This is a genomic window from Saccharopolyspora phatthalungensis (genome assembly GCF_014203395.1).
In the GTDB taxonomy this organism is placed as follows: domain Bacteria; phylum Actinomycetota; class Actinomycetes; order Mycobacteriales; family Pseudonocardiaceae; genus Saccharopolyspora; species Saccharopolyspora phatthalungensis.
The window spans coordinates 4,761,639-4,776,760 of record NZ_JACHIW010000001.1; the positions used below are offsets into that span (position 1 = coordinate 4,761,639).

The window sequence follows — 15,122 nt, forward strand, 5'->3', positions numbered from 1 at the left end:
CGAAATTCAGCGGCGGTGGAATAGGAAGAGGCCGTACTGCCAGCGCTGGTCTATCCAGTGCGTGTGGTGGACGAGGCCGAAGTGGCGCATGTCGTCGATGAAGCGTGCCGGGTCGAACTTCGCGGAAAACCCGACGTTGATCGAATCGCCAACCCGGAACTTCAGCTCCACTCCCAGCGCGTGCAGTTTCGCCCCATGATCCGTCGCGGCGTAGAGATGCCCCTCCACCGTGCGGGTGTGTTCGTTGTAGTGGGCCCGTGCCTGGAAGCGGTCGAGCACGAAATCGCCGTCGAAGCACCGATTGAGGTGTGCCAGGTGGTTGAGCCGGAAGCGCACGAACGCGGAATGGCCCGGCGGATCGTTGTAGCACGGTTCGAGGATGTGGGCCGGTTTGATCAGGTCAGCCGAAACCAGGAAGCGGTCCCCGGATGCGAGTGTGCGGGTGATCTCGGCGAGCAGGGAGTGACGTTCGGTGGGGGTCGTGTTCCCCAGCGTGCTTCCCAGCAGCATCATCGTGACCGGGGCTGACCGTTCTACGCGGATCCATCGAAGCCCCGCTTCGTACCGGCCCCACAACCCTCGCACGGTCACGTCGCGGCAGTCAGCGGCGAGCAAGTCCGCACTGGAAATGAGCATTTCACGACTGACGTCGATGGGCAGGAACGTCGTCCGACGCCGGGCGGCGCACGCGGCGAGGAGACCACGTGTCTTCTTGGCGCTGCCGCTGCCTAGCTCCACGACCCACGGTGTTCCAAGCTCGTCCGCGATCGCGTCAACATGACGCTGTAACAAGCCGTCCTCCACGCGGGTCAGGTAGTAGTCCGGTAGCTTGGTGATCTCCTCGAAGAGCTCCGAACCGAGCGCGTCGTAGCCGAAGTGCGGCGGAATTCGAGGCGGTGACTCGCGCAAACAGTTCACGAGTGCCTCGCTATCGGTCCAGAAACCGGTGTCACCATCTACGGATTCGATCCGAGTGCGGCCTTCCAACTGGTTCACCAACGTTCGTTGCTGGGCGTCTTGGAACTCGCAGCTCGCATGGTTCGCCAAGACTGTGGTTTTTGAGGCTCTTCTGGCCGGCTACCACGTCCTAACCGACGCTCCCTGTTGACTGTGCGGCAGTACAGGTGGTCGGCTCGGCGCTCATTGCATCTTCTATCAGAGTCATATACCGCGTGCTACCCGAAAGACCCACCGAAAACACCTGATCCGCAATAGTGCTGGAGCGCACTCGAGGTGGCTCGCGAAGGCCCGTTCCGCAGAGCCGGTGACTGCGTCCGCCGGACTTGGGCCGAGGTCGGGCTGGTGTTGTTGCAGGCCATCGAGCAGGTCGGCGAGCTCGCCCGGGAGCAGTCAGCCGGCGTCGATGTCAGTTGCCCAGAATCCGCTTCCAGCGCTGCGGAAACGGCGCTGCGCGATCGGCCAAGTCTTTACCACGATCTCCACCGCGACCTCGGACCGCTTGGTCCCCTGCTGCCGCAGGATGGCCAGTGGTGATCACCGCCGACAGCGAGCGGTGAGCCGCCAACGCCGGTGGCCGCGAGTGGTAGCTGAACCAGGACGACGACGCTCCGCTCAGGTGGGTGAGCCCGCCAGGGTGTGGCCGATTGCCAGGGTTGAACTCGTCGGCAGGCGGGTATGGCAGCGGCGATGGCCCGTTCGGCGCACGCACCGATGCTATTGAACGTGGCCTGCTACCCGGACAGCCGGACACGGAAATGATTGGGTCAGGCGATCGGCGCCGAGGCGGGCGGTCCTCCCTCCCCACTCTGGGAGTAGAGGAGGAGTTCCTGCTCGTGGACCCGGAGACTTCGAAACCTGCGGGCAACGGGTTGGCTGTCTCGCGCATTCGGCACGGCGACGACGATGGCGAGGTACACCCCGAGTTGGCCCCCGCTCAGATCGAGGCGGCGACTTCAGTGTGTCGTGATCTGGATGAACTGCGCCAGTCGTTGACGCACCTGCGGACAGAGCTCGCGGCCGCTGCCGCTAAGCGTGGCTGGCGACTGGCCGCCGTCGGGATGGCACCGACCGGACAGCTGGGGCCTCCGCCGGTCGCCGACACTCCGCGATATCGGCGGATGTACGCCGAATACGGGTCGATCATTGAGGGGCAGGGGGTGTGCGGGTGTCACGTTCACGTGGGCACGCCCGATCTGGAGTCGACACTGCGCGCGAGCAACCGGCTGCGCTCGTGGCTACCAGCCCTCCTGCTGATCACCACCAATTCGCCGTTCTACCGTGATGTCGACACCGGCTACGCGAGCTGGCGGTTGGCCCTTTGGTCGCGTTTGCCGACCGCACGCCCGCCTCCCCACATCACCTCGGTGTCGCATTACCGCCGCATTTTGGACTGTTTTCTGGCATCCGGCATGGTGCTGGACCCCGCCATGCTCTACTGGTATGCGCGACCGTCGACGCACGCGCCGACGTTGGAGGTTCGGGTCGCCGACGCCGCCGCGACCGTAGACGAGGCCGTGCTGCTCGCCGGGCTCACACGTGGATTGGTCGCCGCCGCCCTTGTGCGGGATGACCTAGTGCGCTGGCCCGAGCACGTCGACGACCAGATGTTGTGGGCTGCCTGCTGGCGTGCCGCTCGGAGCGGAATCGAGGGAGATGCCCTCGACGTCACCACCGGTCGGCTGGTCCCCGCCTGGCAGCTCCTCGACGATCTCGTTGAACATCTGCGCCCGGTGCTGGAAGAGAACGGCGACGTCGAGTCGATCACGCAGTTGTTGCAGACCTTGCGGTTGCGCGGCAGTGCCGCGAGCCGTCAGCGCGCGGTTTATCGCCAGCGCGACGATATCAAGGAGGTCGTGGACTACGTCCTGGCCGAGACAATGCGGCACCTGAATGCTCAGTATTAAAGAGGCTGACCGTTGTCGCGGCAGAAGACAAGCCGGTAGCGGTTGCGCGGCATCGGTCAGCCATCGGCGTACTCGGTCGCCATCGAAGGGGCCGACGGCGAACGCGGAGCGCGCATGGTCGGTACGGGTTGCCGACGGGCCGCGTCAACGTCCGAGAGGTGCCCCCCACCCGGCCATCAGGTTGTCGATGGCAAGGCACAGGACCTCTGGCGGAATTCCGTCGGAGATCTGGATGGACAGGCCATTGAGAAACCCGTGATACAGCTGAGCCAGGGCAGCAGGGTCCGAGCTCGACGGAAGCTCTCCGTCCTCGACCGCCCGCACGATCCGGGCGCGAATCGTCTCACCGATCTCGGCTCGGTGTCGCACCAGCAAGTTCCGCACTTCCTCGCCCGCGCTCGAGGCGTTGGCCGCTCCCATCACGATCAGGCAGCCCCGTGGTGAATCGAAACGCGTGAACAGGACGACGTGCTGCTTGAGCATCGCCTCGATGGCAGCTTTCGCCGTGCCGTGTTCCGACATCGCACGCGCCGTGAGTCCGCCCTCGATCTCGGTATACAGGCCCACCGCGCGTAGATAGAGCTGCTCCTTGCTGCCGAAAGCGCCATAGATGCTCGGGGAGTTGATGCCGGTCGCGCGGACCAGATCGGACATCGAGGTCGTGTCGAACCCCTTCTCCCAGAACAAATGCATGGCTCGTTCGAGCACCTCGTGCTCGTCGAAAGCACGCGGTCGACCAAGTCGCGACTTGCCCCCGTCCGGCATGAACATCCTCCTCGGCGCGGGCACGGCTGCTGCATAGGTACCTGCGCCCACCAGCGTACTGAGTGCACCCCGCGAACGAACCTTTTTGTGCCACTCGACACAAAAATAGGTTTCGACCTTGTGGGGGCACCCATGCCCTGTTTTTATAACGATCGACAAAAAATTCGCGGTCTCCCATGACCGCCCACCCTTGGAGTAGTTGATGACCCTGCACGACGATCTCGGGACGGCTGTCCCGTCGGGCTTCGGTTCAGTGAGCGGTGCGCCGAACCTCCCGGACGATTTCACCACCACCTTCCGCAGCGAGTACGTCACTGTGGACGGACTTCGCCTGCACGCCGTGATCGGCGGGCAAGGACCCGCGCTGCTCCTTCTCGGCGGCTGGCCGCAGACCTGGTACGCATGGCGTTTCGTCATGCCGGCGCTGGCACGTGATTTCACCGTCGTCGCGGTTGACCCGCGTGGTGTCGGGCTGTCGGACAAGCCGAAGGACGGCTACGACTCGGCGACTCTGGCTACCGACATGGTCCGGCTCATGGACGCACTCGGGTACCCGAAGTTCGCGATGGTGGGACACGACATCGGGATGTGGACCGGATACGCGATGGCGGTGGACCACCCGGAACGACTCGAGCGTCTCGCCGTCGCCGAGGCCATCATCCCCGGTATCTCGCCCTCACCACCCCTGCTCGGCAGCCGATGGCTCAACGACTTCCTGTGGCACTTCAACTTCAACCGTGCCTTCGATGCCAACGAACGTCTGGTCCAAGGGCGCGAGGAGATCTACTTCGGCCACCAGTTCGCCACCAAGGCGGCGACCCCAACCGCGATCCCGCAGTACGCCGTCGACCACTACGTCGAGACGTTGCGGGATCCCGAGGCTCTGCGCGCGAGCTTCGACTACTACCGCGCCATCGACCAGACCATCGAGCAGAGCGAGGCGCGTAAGAAGCACAAACTGACCCTTCCGGTGCTGGCCATCGCCGGCGAGGACGCGTGCGGCGACAGCGTCGGCACCGAGATGCGCAGCGTCGCGGAGGACGTCATCAGTGTCGTGATCCCCCACTGTGGACACTATGTCGCCGAGGAGGCCCCTGACGCACTGCTGGACGCCCTGCGCGAGTTCCTCGCCCCCTACAAGCACTTCAGCTGAGAACAACGCGCCCCGGAGCGGACCGCGCGCTCGATCCGCTCCGGGCCCCACGTCCTCGTGCACTTCGCGAAAGAGATCCATGAGTGAGCGAACCAAGATGCCGACCAGGCCGTCCCTGTTCCGCCGGGCGAGCGCGGAGTTCATCGGCAGTGCGATGCTGGTCTTCCTCGGCGTCTCCGCGATCATCGCAGCCAACTGGATCGCCGGGCCCTTGTTGCAGGGGAAGTCGTGGGGCGGTCATGCGCTGCATAGCCTTTCCGGATTCGCCTTCGGTTACGTTGTCATGGCGATCATCGCTTCGCCGCTCGGCCGCATCAGTTCCCATTACAACCCGGCGATCACGTTCATGCGGTGGGTCGCCGGAGAACCCACGTACGTCGCCGTGATCTACTTCGCCGCGCAACTCGCCGGCTCCATCCCAGGTGCCTTCTTGTTGCTGCTGTGGGGTCGGCTCGGCGCGGATGTCGGCTACGGGGCCACGACTCCGGCCCCTGGGGTAAGTCTCTGGGCGCCGATCGGGTCCGAGCTGATCAGCACGGCTCTTCTGGGATGCGCGGTGTTGGCTCTGACGAGCGGCCGCATCAGCCTGCGGACCGGGTTCCACCTCATCCCCGCGCTGTACGGTGCGATGGCGGTTGTCGCCGTTCCGCTGTCGGGCCTGAGCACGAACCCGGCTCGCACCTTCGGGCCGGCGGTCGTCTCCGGCATCTACGACCAGTTGTGGCTCTATCTTGTCGTGCCACCAGCCGGGGCCACTCTGGCACTGTGCATCAGCCGTGCCCGAGACTGTTACCGGTGCATCCGCTTTTGGGGCAAGGTGCAGTCAGATGTAGAAGGCTTGGGCGAGGACGGCTCGGCCTGCTCCAACCGCCACGCGGCCCGCGCCAGCACGCGCCGCTCAAGACGGCCTTCCTCGATCCGCTCGCTGATCGTCACCCGAATACCCTGCCAGAGGCGTTCAGCAAACTGGACGCCTTGACGGTGTTCTCCGGCCCACTGCTACACGCACTGGAGCGAGAAGCCGGGCCCACGTCCAGCGGTGATCCCGTGTCGGTGGCCTGTTGTAGGTTCGCAGGTGGCTGTGGCGCCAGCCCATCCGGGCTCGTACCCCGCCCACGCCGGGACGAGCGTGTGAGGAAAAGGCGTCCTCGAACTCAACGCCGTAGCGGGCCCTGATCGTTGACGTGGCTCGTCGGCGAGATTCAGTGCGTCGGCTGTCGATCTCGCCGGGAAAACAAGGCAGCGCCTCGGCCTCACCGGCAGCGATCGCACGTGCTGCTGGCGGGACTGCTTCCGAAGCGTCTCGGTGGCATTGGCGATGAGGTCGTGTTCGGCGCGGTACTGTGCGTGCTGCCGTTCGGTGGTCACGGCGCCCCCTCCTGGCGGTAGTTGGGGTAGGGCAGCGGGAGCAGACGCAAGACGGTTGCCCACGGCTCGGCGTTTTGGGATTCAGTCGCCACCGCCACCCCCGTCACCACCGCCGCCACCCCCGTCACCACCGTCACCACCGCCGTCGCCGTCCAAGTCGATGGGCATGTCGAAATCCAGCGGGGTTGACCACTCTGGCGGCGGCGTGACCGGGCGGACCCGGTCCCAGTAGATAGCCCCAGCCAGGGCGAGCAGAGCAACTACCAGGGCGAGTAGTGGCCACAGGTCGCTCATGCTGCCCCCATTTCGAGCGCCAAGCGCTGCCCCAAATCGAGCAGCAATAGTCCATCGTAGGAACTGCCGCAATCGCTACAACGGACCGGCCACGGCGAGTGTCGCGAACGTAAGGACACTCGGTCCAGGAGCGCGGCGAAGGCCCGTCGAGCTTCATTGGCCGCTGGTCCATACCGGATGTCCGTCGATGGTGATCTGTATGTCGTGTAGGTACGGCGCCAGCGCATCGAGGTCGACAGTGACGCCGAGGCCCGGCTTCTCGGGCGCCGAGACGAGGCCGTCTTCGTCGCGTTCGAGGCGGTCGGGGGTGACCGCCTGGGCGAGGGGACTCAGCGCGACCGGGTATTCGCACCATCGGTGCCGCCGTAGCCCGGCATAGGGTTGCAGCGCTGCCGAAAGAGCCAGGTGTGAGGTGAACGTGTGGTTCACGTATGTCACGCCACGGTGGTCGGCGTGCTGGGCCACCTCGTACGCCGGGTGAATTCCGCCGACGCGGCCGGTGTCGATCTGGATATAGGCAACTTTGCCGTAGTCGATCAGGTGCCGGGCCATGTGCGGGTTGTGCGAGGACTCTCCGGCGGCGAGCCGAGGGCCACGGCTGGGATCGGTCGATGCCGAGATCGCGGCGTAGGCATCGAATGCCGAGCCGGTGAACGGCTCTTCGAGCCAGGTCGCGTCGACGTCCACGAGAACATCCCAACGGGCGCGAACGGCGTCGACGTCGGTGCGCCAGACCTGGCCGGCGTCCACCATGAGGGCCGTGTCGTTGCCGAGTCCGTTACGCGCCGCGAAGAGATGTGCCGCGTCGTCGTTCGGTGTGCCGTGGCCGAAGGGGCCCCACCCGAATTTCGCCGCGACGAATCCCTGGCTGCGGATTTCTCGTGCACGGTCGTAGGTTTCGTCCGGTGTGTCACCGAAAAGGATTGAGGCGTAAGGAATTCGCCCGTGGCTGCGGTCGTAGCCGAGCAGCGACCAGACGGGAACGTCGCGGCGTTTGCCGAGCAGATCCCACAACGCCATCTCGATGCCTGAGTAGGTGTGGGATGCCTGAAGCACGTCCATGCTGCGATAGGTCACATCTGCCGAGATGGCGAGGATGTCCTCGGGCTTGTCGAGGCGACGGCCGAGTACCGAGGCGGACACCGGCTGGCAGGCGCCATGGGACGGCGGTGTCATGAACGCCGCTATCGAGACCAACGGCGATGCCTCGCACTCTCCCCAGCCGATGTCGTCACCGGAACGCACTCGGACGAGGAGTGCATCCTGGCTCCCGTCCACCGCCGTGGTCACCGTCGGCATGCTCGCGTAGAAGAAATCCACGGCGTCGATCCGCACGGGCACACCTTTCCACGAAGCTACAGATTATAGATTATCGTTAGTTGGTGCGACTGTCGAGCGGTCACAGTCATCTCGGTGCGCAGCGCCGACGAGTTACAAGCAAGTTGATCCCGTCGTCGCTGGTACTCCTGGTGCTGTTGTTGCCAGTGTCCTTGATCGCCGTCGGTGTGTCGTTGTGGCGCGCGGGCTGGTCAGTCGGACTGGCCGCGCAGTTGCTCGGTCGGATGCTCGATGATGTGCTCGTGCATCACCTCGTCGATGGTGCCCGGGTCGTCACTGCGAATGGCGTCGAGGATCGCCTGATGATCGTCGACGACGACCGTTGGGGACTCGAGCCGTGTCGACATCCGGTAGATCTGCGCGCGGATCCGCGAATGCACGCTGTGCCAGAGCCGGATGGCCTGCTCCGAACCGGAGAGGTGCACCATCGTCTGATGGAACTGCACGTCCAGCTCGTTGACGGTGCGGAGGTCGTCGATCGCGGCGGCGTCGCGCATCCGGCCCACGATGTCGTCCAGTTCCGAGAGGAGTTGCTCTCGCCGGGTGGCAGCGCTCTTCTTGACGCCGAACGTCTCGATCGCGAGCCGCACCGGGAGCAACAGGTTGACGATGTCCTCGGCGCTGATGTCGGTGACGAAGACGCCTCGGTTCGGGAAATGCTCGACGAGGCCCTCGTTCTCGAGCTGGCGCAACGCTTCGCGGATCGGGGCGGGGGAGACCCCGAACCTGGCCGCCAGGTCATCCTGCTTGAGTTGGGTGCCCGCGGTCAGGGAGCCGGTGACAATGTCTTCACGCAGCGTCGCGACAATCGCCTCGCGCACCGAAGTTACAGGTAGGGATTGCCTGTGACCACCGGCAGGCACCGCAGTTGCGGACAACGTCGTCACGACCTCTCTTCTGGACTCGTACAGCTGCCCCCGTCGAGCCCATCAGGCCCGCGGAGTTCCATGGTATGAGGATAATCGTTTATCGATAGTCGTGATCCAGTATCGCAGTCGTCCCCCGGGGGCGGGCATGCGGGCAGCCTCGCGGGTTGACAGGGAACAGATTATCGATAATAGTTCGCTCTGCCGCTTCGAGGAAGGGACCTCAATGACATCCGTCACCACCCTCCACGGGATCCTCATCGCGCTCGCCACCCCGTTCTCCGAGGACGGTGCGGTCGACGAGCCGCGTCTGCGCAGCCACGTCTCGGACTTGGTGGACGCCGGAGTGCACGGCATCATCCCGTGCGGGAGCACCGGTGAATTCATCAATCTGACCAAGGACGAGCGCAAGCTCGTCACCGAGATCGTCATCGACGAGGTGGCCGGCCGTATCCCGGTTGTGCCGCACACGGGCGCGCTGCACACCGCCGAGGTGATCGAACTAAGCCAGCACGCCAAGGACAAAGGCGCGGCGGCGATCATGGTCATCCCGCCGTATTTCGAGCCCAACACCTGGGCCGAGGTGCTGGCCCACTTCCAGAAGATCTCGGATTCGGTCGACCTGCCGATCATGTACTACCACATTCCGGAGACGACCGGGCTGGACCTGACGATCGATCAGTTCAAGGAGCTCGCCGCGATCCCGAACGTCACGTATATGAAGGAGTCTTCCGGCAATCTCAGCCTCCTGGTCGAATTGCTCGAAGACCCGGAGATCGACATCAAGGTCTTCAACGGCTGGGACGAAGTCACCCTGGCCACCTACGCGGTCGGCGCGGTCGGCTCGGTATGGGGCGCCGCCAATTACTTCCCCGCCCTCGCGGTCGCACTGTACGAAACCGCAGTGGTCAAGAATGACATCGCCGCCGCACGCGAGATCTGGTCGACGATCTGGAAACTGGAGCAGCCGGTCCTGTCCGGCGGTTACGTGCAGAACGTCAAGGCGGCGCTGGCCGCGGCGGGCAAGCCGGTCGGCGATCCACGCCCGCCGGCCCTGCCCGCAACGCCCGGGACCGTCGAGGCCCTCACCACGGCTCTTGCGGCCGCCGGCCTGAAGGGCTGAGGCAATGGCGTCCATCGCACGCATCAAAGTGCGCGGTATCGGTCCGGAGATCCCACGAACCACCTGGGCCAACATGCCGCCGCAACTCATGTTGATGACACTTGTCGAGATCGAAGACTCCGACGGCGCCGTCGGCTACGGCATGGCGCAGAGCTATGGAGCGGGTCAGTACGACCACTCCAACTTCGAGTCCATTCGCCCGTTGCTTCAGTTCGTCATCGGCAAGGAAGCCGCCAACATCGAGGCGCGATGGCACGATCTGCACACCGTCATCACTCCCGCGACGCCCGGCACCGTGGCAGCGGTCGACATCGCGCTGTGGGATCTCGCCGCGAAAAGGGCGGGCTTGCCGCTTTACCGCTACCTCGGTGGAGCGCGGGATGAGATGCCGGCGTATGCGTCGACGGCGCAACTCGACACCGTCAGCGACTATCTCAAACATCTCGAGGAGATGGCCGACGAGGGGTTCACCGCCGTCAAATTCCACGCGTGGAATGTGCCCGAACGTGACCTGGAAATGTTGCGGGCGGCGCACCAGGAATTCGGCGACACGCTGACGCTCATGCACGACGCGGAAAACCGTTACGACTATTGGGGTGCGCTGCGAGTCGGCCGTGAACTCAGTGGCATGAATTTCCGCTGGTTCGAGGCGCCGTTCAAGGATTACGACTTGAACAGTTACCGTCGGCTGCGTGAGCGGATCGACGTACCGATTGTGCCGCATGGCCTCTGGCTGCTCGATCTGCAAGAGTTCTATACCTACGCGGCCCAGGGCCCGTGGGACGCGGTGCGGTTCGACGCCACGATGAGCGGTGGCATTTCACAGGCCCGCAAACTGGTTGCACTGGCGGACTGTCTTGGCCTGCCGGCCGAGCAGCAGAGCTGGGGCTATTCCTTTATCCAAGCCGCCGCATTGCACATCGGGCTGTCGAATCTGTCGAGCAGTTACTTCGAATCGCCGGTGCCGTACGAGGCCTACGAATACGGCATCCTGAACCCGATCCGCGTCGGTAAGGACGGAATGGTTCGCCCGCCGTCGGGCAACGGGCTGGGACTCGATATCGATTGGCCGGCAATGGATGCGGCCACGCTCGTCTCGTACGAGACGAGCAGTTCGACGGTCGTCGCGGCATGAACACCATCGGTTCGCCCGAGCGCCTCGTCGTGGTGACGGGAGCGGCCAGCGGCATCGGGAGAGCGGTGGTCGAGGCGCAGCTGGCTCTCGGCGCACGAGTCATCGGCGTCGACATCCAGGCATTGGCGCCGTCTCCGGAGCAGGCGAAGGCCATCGACAATGGCCAACTGCTCGCGGTACAGCTCGACGTCCGCGACTCTGCCGCGGTGGATGCGGTGTTCGACGGGATCGTCGAGCGAGGTGAACGACTCACCGGCCTGGTGAGCTGCGCCGGGGTCGACGACGGCGGGCCAAGCCATGAGTTCGGAGACGACGCGTTCCGACGTGTTGTGGAGATCAACCTCTTTGGCACGTTCTACCTGTGCCGAGGCGCGCTGCGCACGTTCGTCAGCCAGGAGACCTCTGGGGCGATCGTATGCATCTCGTCGCCCTTCGCGACCGTGTCGCCCCCAGGCGGCGTGGCTGCCTACGCCTCGTCGAAGGGTGGGGTCTCCGCGCTCACCCGCAACCTTGCGGTGGAGTACGCGAGTCGTGGCATCAGAGTCAACTCGGTGACTCCTGGCGCCACTGAGACGCCGCTTATGTGGGCCAATGCTGATCCCGCCACGGTGCCACGGATGCGCCAGCAGATCGCGGGCGAGGTTCCGCTGGGCCGTATCGCCGACCCATCGGAACCCGCCGCGGCCGTCAGCTGGCTGTTGAGTGACGCGGCGTCCTACGTCACGGGCGCCACGATCACGTGCGACGGGGGCGTGCTCGCGGCCGGGGTGCTGACGTTGTGAACGCCGATAGAGCGCAGTTGCCGTCACGGCTGGACAGTGCCCGCGCAGTGATGGGGCCGCTGTCCATCGGGGCATTCGTCGCCACCGATCACGCCACCGTCCGGTGGCTTCTCGACGACGAACCGAAGGAAGCCACCGGCGTCATTGTCACGGAGACGGGCTTGCGACCGGTCACCGGTCACGATTTTGCCGGTGACCCGCGCGAGGTCCGAGAGCGGCTGGGACTGGATCTGGCCGTGGTCGGGGTGGAGACATCGGCGCTTCCCGCGGCGGTCGGCCGGGTGCTGGGCGGGCGGAGTTTGTGCGACCTGACGCACCTGCTAGCGCCGCTTCGGTCCTGTTTGGACGAAGCCGCGCTGGCTCGCGTTCGGTTCGCGAGTCGGCTGGCCAGCCGCGCGCAGACGGTGTTCCGAGAGGGACTTGCGGTGGGCGTAAGTGAGGCCGAGGTGGCTGCGGCGGTATTCGAAGCCGTCAGTCGCCCCCACGACGCACCGGCGCCCATTGTGGACCTGATGTTCGGCTCGCGATGTGCTCTCGTGGGTATGCCACCGACGGGCAAGCGCCTCGCGGCGGGAGAGACCGCACTACTCGACTTCGCTCCGCTCATCGATGGCTACTGGTCCGACTCGTGCAGCACGGTAGTGGTCGCAGCGACGCCGAATCAGGAGATCCGGCGGCTGCACTTGGCCGCCATGAAAGCGCTCGAGCGCGCTATCGCGTTGGTCGAGCCAGGGCGGACTGTCGGCGAGATCGACCGCGCCGTTCGAGACATCTTGGCTGAGGCCGGATACACCTGTCCGCACCTGACCGGGCACGGCGTCGGACTCAAACAACAGGATTATCCGCTCTTCAGTCCGGTATCGACGGCGGTCCTCCGGGAAGGTTTCGTCCTCGCCATCGAGCCAGGTGGCTACGCCGAGGGTTTCGGCATACGGGTCGAGCACGTGATGCGAGTGGGCGCGGGAGGTGCGGAACTGTTGACCACACATTCCCTCGCACTCGTCTAAGCGGTACGTCGTGCAGATGAAATTGACTATCGAGGATCGTCCGGACCGGATGAGAGGTATGCCATGGCGACGGAGACCCACTACGAAACCGTCATCGTGGGCGGCGGATTGGCCGGCCTGTATGCGGCCTATCAGCTGCGCGGCCGTCGCGTCCTCGTGCTCGAGGCGAGTGAACGCGTCGGCGGGCGGATCCGATCGCACCGCATGGGCAATCGCTGGGTGAACGTCGGTGCGCACGTCTATCCGAACCCGGAAAGCATCATGGGCGCTCTCGCGGAGGAGCTGGGGCTCGAGGTCATCGACATTCCCGGATCCCTTAGGGGAATCGTGGCCGGTGACAAGATCATCAACCCGTCGCGCGCCGAGATGCTCCCGTTCGTTCTGCCGATGCCGATTCGGCAGCGCGTGGCCTTCGTGCGCAAGGGGCTGAAGCTCGCCCTCGCCATGGCGAGGTTCAACCGGATCGAGCACCGGGTTGCCACCACCGACGAGGAACGCGAACAGCAACGCCGACAGACAGTCGACTTCGAGGCCGGCCGGACTTTCGCCGAATTCATCAACGGTGTCCCGGCCGCGATGGACCCGCTCATCCGCGCGCTCGCGCGCCGGTCCGCCGGCGAGCCGGAACAAGTCTCGGCGGGCGCCGCGCTCATGTGCTTGGCGCACGTCATGGGACCAGCCAATGCGCCCGGGGCAACCGCTCGCGTCATGGTCGGCGGAACGGAGACCGTTATCGGGGGACTCCTTGCGGCGCTCGGGAATGACGCCGTGCGGCTCTCGGCTCCGGTCACCATGGTCGACGCGACGTCGGAGAAGAACATTCAAATCGATTTCGAGTCGCCCTCCGGACCATCGACGGTCACGGCCGACACGGTCATTGTCGCGACGCCGGCCCCCATCGCGCGGAAGATTCTGCACCCGATGCCGCCGGAGCTTGGCGCCGGTCTTGATTCAGTGACGTATGGTGCATTTCTCAGCGTCGGCATATTCACCAACGAGACCGCTCCCGCATCGACGGATCATCTGTACGCGATCACCACGCCTGGAAAACAGTTCGACTTCCTGTTCAATCACGCCAACCCGGTACACCCGCGTTCCGCGCACCGCGATGGTGGAGCATTCATGGCCTATCGCGGAGGTCCGCGCGCCGAGGAGCTGATGAACGAGCCCGACGAAAAAATCGCCGCGGCCTATCTCGCGCAATTCCTCGAGATCCTTCCCGAGTACCAGGGCAAGATCGTCGAGGTGCACGTGCAGCGCTGGCCGCTGGGTACGGCATACGCGGCTCCCGGCCGAAACGCGTATCAGTCGGTGCTGGAGGCAGGACACCCCGACCGCCGTGTCGGTCTCGCCGGTGACTACTTCGACCCCCTGAGCGGCATGGAACAAGCCGTGCGCGCGGCGCGACTCGCCGTCGACAAGATCAAATCCGCCCACCGATGAATCTCCTAGGGCGTCAGTGAGCCTGGATCTCCGAACACCGCGTTTATCACCACGACGGGAGAAGATCATGAAGCGAAAGCTCGCCATGGCAGGCCTGACCGCCGTCCTCCTCATGGCAACGGCAGCGTGCGGTTCCTCCGGAAGCTCGGGGTCATCCGCCGCGCCCGCCGACACCAGCGCGCCCCTGTACTCCTCGGTTCCCGAGAAGTTCCGGGACGGCATCACGGTCTCCTTGCAGACCAACCAACCGCCGCTGTCCTTCCAGAAAGACGGGCAGACCGTCGGCGAGGATCCCGAACTGCTCGCCGAACTGTCCAAAGTGCTCGGTATTCACATCAAGGTGGAGCCGGCCGCATTCGAGAGCATGCTGCTCGGCCTCGATCAGGGCAAGTACGACTTCGTGCTCCAGACCGACATCACGGCCGCGCGCGCGGCGAAGTACACGCAGCTATCACAGTTCAAAGACGGCTACACTTTCTTGGCCACAAAGGACAATCCCGATATCGGGAGCTCGGAATCGGACCTGTGTGGACTGACCATCGGCACGCAGTCCGGCGCCAACTACACGGCATATCTGCAGAAGCTCTCGACGAAATGCACCTCGGAGGGCAAGGGCGCGATCGTACTGGTCGCACTGCCGGACGTGCCCTCGCTGTACCTTGCCGCCGCGAGCGGTCGCATCAAGGCGCTGAGCGCCCCCGTGTCGACGCTCGGCTACTTTATCCAGTCCGATCAGGACAAGGTAGGTAAGGAGTGGAAGCTGACCGGCCCGACCTACCTGCAGAGCAAGGTCGGCTGGACCTTCCCGAAGAACTCCGAGCTGGCGCCCGCCGTCGAGAAGGCGCTGAACAAGATGATCGCGGACGGCAGCTACCAGAAGATCCTCACCAAGTGGGGTCTGCAGGGCAACATCGCCGACAAGGCGGAGCTGAATCCGAGTGTGAACTGACGAGCAGACGACCCGCGATACCCAGGAAGAACGGG

At 64.9% G+C, this 15,122-nt stretch carries 15 protein-coding genes; 10 read left to right on the top strand and 5 right to left on the bottom strand.

The window, feature by feature from the left end; translation table 11 throughout:
• Positions 1–6: 6 nt before the first annotated feature.
• Positions 7–918 (bottom strand): L-histidine N(alpha)-methyltransferase, encoded by a 912-nt coding sequence (locus BJ970_RS21930; RefSeq protein ID WP_312864352.1) that lies wholly within the window; start codon positions 916–918, stop codon positions 7–9.
• 315 nt (positions 919–1,233) lie between these two features.
• Here BJ970_RS21930 and BJ970_RS21935 point away from each other — a divergent pair, with 315 nt between their 5' ends.
• Positions 1,234–1,494 carry a hypothetical protein gene (locus tag BJ970_RS21935; protein ID WP_184729422.1) on the top strand — a complete coding sequence of 87 codons (261 nt, stop codon included), beginning with the start codon at positions 1,234–1,236 and terminating at the stop codon, positions 1,492–1,494.
• 221 nt (positions 1,495–1,715) lie between these two features.
• Positions 1,716–2,864 (top strand): carboxylate-amine ligase, encoded by a 1,149-nt coding sequence (locus BJ970_RS21940; protein ID WP_184727968.1) that lies wholly within the window; start codon positions 1,716–1,718, stop codon positions 2,862–2,864.
• A 144-nt stretch (positions 2,865–3,008) separates the two neighbouring features.
• On the opposite strand, the gene BJ970_RS21945 is transcribed toward BJ970_RS21940, so the two are convergent.
• Positions 3,009–3,629, bottom strand: a complete 621-nt coding sequence (locus BJ970_RS21945) for a TetR/AcrR family transcriptional regulator (protein WP_184727969.1) — start codon at positions 3,627–3,629, stop codon at positions 3,009–3,011.
• A 202-nt stretch (positions 3,630–3,831) separates the two neighbouring features.
• On the opposite strand from BJ970_RS21945, the gene BJ970_RS21950 reads away from it, so the two are divergent.
• Complete coding sequence (locus tag BJ970_RS21950) at positions 3,832–4,782, top strand: alpha/beta fold hydrolase (protein WP_184727970.1); 951 nt, start codon at positions 3,832–3,834, stop codon at positions 4,780–4,782.
• 97 nt (positions 4,783–4,879) lie between these two features.
• On the top strand, positions 4,880–5,761 hold the full coding sequence (locus BJ970_RS21955) for an MIP/aquaporin family protein (protein ID WP_281399593.1): 882 nt from the start codon (positions 4,880–4,882) through the stop codon (positions 5,759–5,761).
• A gap of 470 nt (positions 5,762–6,231) precedes the next feature.
• Here the strand turns inward: BJ970_RS21955 and BJ970_RS21960 are convergent, their stop codons facing one another.
• The 3 genes from BJ970_RS21960 to BJ970_RS21970 form a co-directional block, all read right to left on the bottom strand.
• Positions 6,232–6,444, bottom strand: coding sequence for a hypothetical protein (locus BJ970_RS21960; protein ID WP_184727972.1), 213 nt, complete (start codon positions 6,442–6,444; stop codon positions 6,232–6,234).
• A gap of 153 nt (positions 6,445–6,597) precedes the next feature.
• A complete protein-coding gene (locus BJ970_RS21965; protein ID WP_184727973.1) occupies positions 6,598–7,779 on the bottom strand; it encodes a mandelate racemase/muconate lactonizing enzyme family protein in 1,182 nt (393 codons plus the stop codon).
• 194 nt (positions 7,780–7,973) lie between these two features.
• A complete protein-coding gene (locus BJ970_RS21970) occupies positions 7,974–8,603 on the bottom strand; it encodes a GntR family transcriptional regulator (RefSeq protein ID WP_184727974.1) in 630 nt (209 codons plus the stop codon).
• 193 nt (positions 8,604–8,796) lie between these two features.
• On the opposite strand from BJ970_RS21970, the gene BJ970_RS21975 reads away from it, so the two are divergent.
• The 6 genes from BJ970_RS21975 (at position 8,797) to BJ970_RS22000 (ending at position 15,087) form a co-directional block, all read left to right on the top strand.
• The gene (locus BJ970_RS21975) at positions 8,797–9,771 is read left to right on the top strand and encodes a dihydrodipicolinate synthase family protein (RefSeq protein ID WP_184727975.1); all 975 of its coding nucleotides are present in this window, start codon (positions 8,797–8,799) and stop codon (positions 9,769–9,771) included.
• A 4-nt stretch (positions 9,772–9,775) separates the two neighbouring features.
• Positions 9,776–10,906 (top strand): mandelate racemase/muconate lactonizing enzyme family protein, encoded by a 1,131-nt coding sequence (locus BJ970_RS21980; protein WP_184727976.1) that lies wholly within the window; start codon positions 9,776–9,778, stop codon positions 10,904–10,906.
• Entirely contained in the window at positions 10,903–11,688 is a 786-nt protein-coding gene (locus BJ970_RS21985; RefSeq protein ID WP_184727977.1) for an SDR family NAD(P)-dependent oxidoreductase, read from the top strand. Before BJ970_RS21980 ends, BJ970_RS21985 begins: the two co-directional genes overlap by 4 nt.
• Positions 11,685–12,695 (top strand): M24 family metallopeptidase, encoded by a 1,011-nt coding sequence (locus tag BJ970_RS21990; protein WP_184727978.1) that lies wholly within the window; start codon positions 11,685–11,687, stop codon positions 12,693–12,695. The genes BJ970_RS21985 and BJ970_RS21990 overlap by 4 nt, the downstream gene beginning before the upstream one ends.
• A 63-nt stretch (positions 12,696–12,758) precedes the next feature.
• Positions 12,759–14,138 (top strand): flavin monoamine oxidase family protein, encoded by a 1,380-nt coding sequence (locus tag BJ970_RS21995; protein WP_184727979.1) that lies wholly within the window; start codon positions 12,759–12,761, stop codon positions 14,136–14,138.
• Between the two features lie 67 nt (positions 14,139–14,205).
• The gene (locus tag BJ970_RS22000; protein ID WP_184727980.1) at positions 14,206–15,087 is read left to right on the top strand and encodes a transporter substrate-binding domain-containing protein; all 882 of its coding nucleotides are present in this window, start codon (positions 14,206–14,208) and stop codon (positions 15,085–15,087) included.
• Positions 15,088–15,122 lie beyond the last annotated feature (35 nt).

Coding starts and splice junctions, on each gene's coding strand:
- BJ970_RS21960 (WP_184727972.1), bottom strand. CDS start 6,444: ATGAGCGACCTGTGGCCACTACTCGCCCTGGTAGTTGCTCTGCTCGCC.
- BJ970_RS21940 (WP_184727968.1), top strand. CDS start 1,716: ATGATTGGGTCAGGCGATCGGCGCCGAGGCGGGCGGTCCTCCCTCCCC.
- BJ970_RS21975 (WP_184727975.1), top strand. CDS start 8,797: ATGCGGGCAGCCTCGCGGGTTGACAGGGAACAGATTATCGATAATAGT.
- BJ970_RS21995 (WP_184727979.1), top strand. CDS start 12,759: ATGGCGACGGAGACCCACTACGAAACCGTCATCGTGGGCGGCGGATTG.
- BJ970_RS21985 (WP_184727977.1), top strand. CDS start 10,903: ATGAACACCATCGGTTCGCCCGAGCGCCTCGTCGTGGTGACGGGAGCG.
- BJ970_RS22000 (WP_184727980.1), top strand. CDS start 14,206: ATGAAGCGAAAGCTCGCCATGGCAGGCCTGACCGCCGTCCTCCTCATG.
- BJ970_RS21950 (WP_184727970.1), top strand. CDS start 3,832: ATGACCCTGCACGACGATCTCGGGACGGCTGTCCCGTCGGGCTTCGGT.
- BJ970_RS21980 (WP_184727976.1), top strand. CDS start 9,776: ATGGCGTCCATCGCACGCATCAAAGTGCGCGGTATCGGTCCGGAGATC.
- BJ970_RS21945 (WP_184727969.1), bottom strand. CDS start 3,629: ATGCCGGACGGGGGCAAGTCGCGACTTGGTCGACCGCGTGCTTTCGAC.
- BJ970_RS21955 (WP_281399593.1), top strand. CDS start 4,880: ATGCCGACCAGGCCGTCCCTGTTCCGCCGGGCGAGCGCGGAGTTCATC.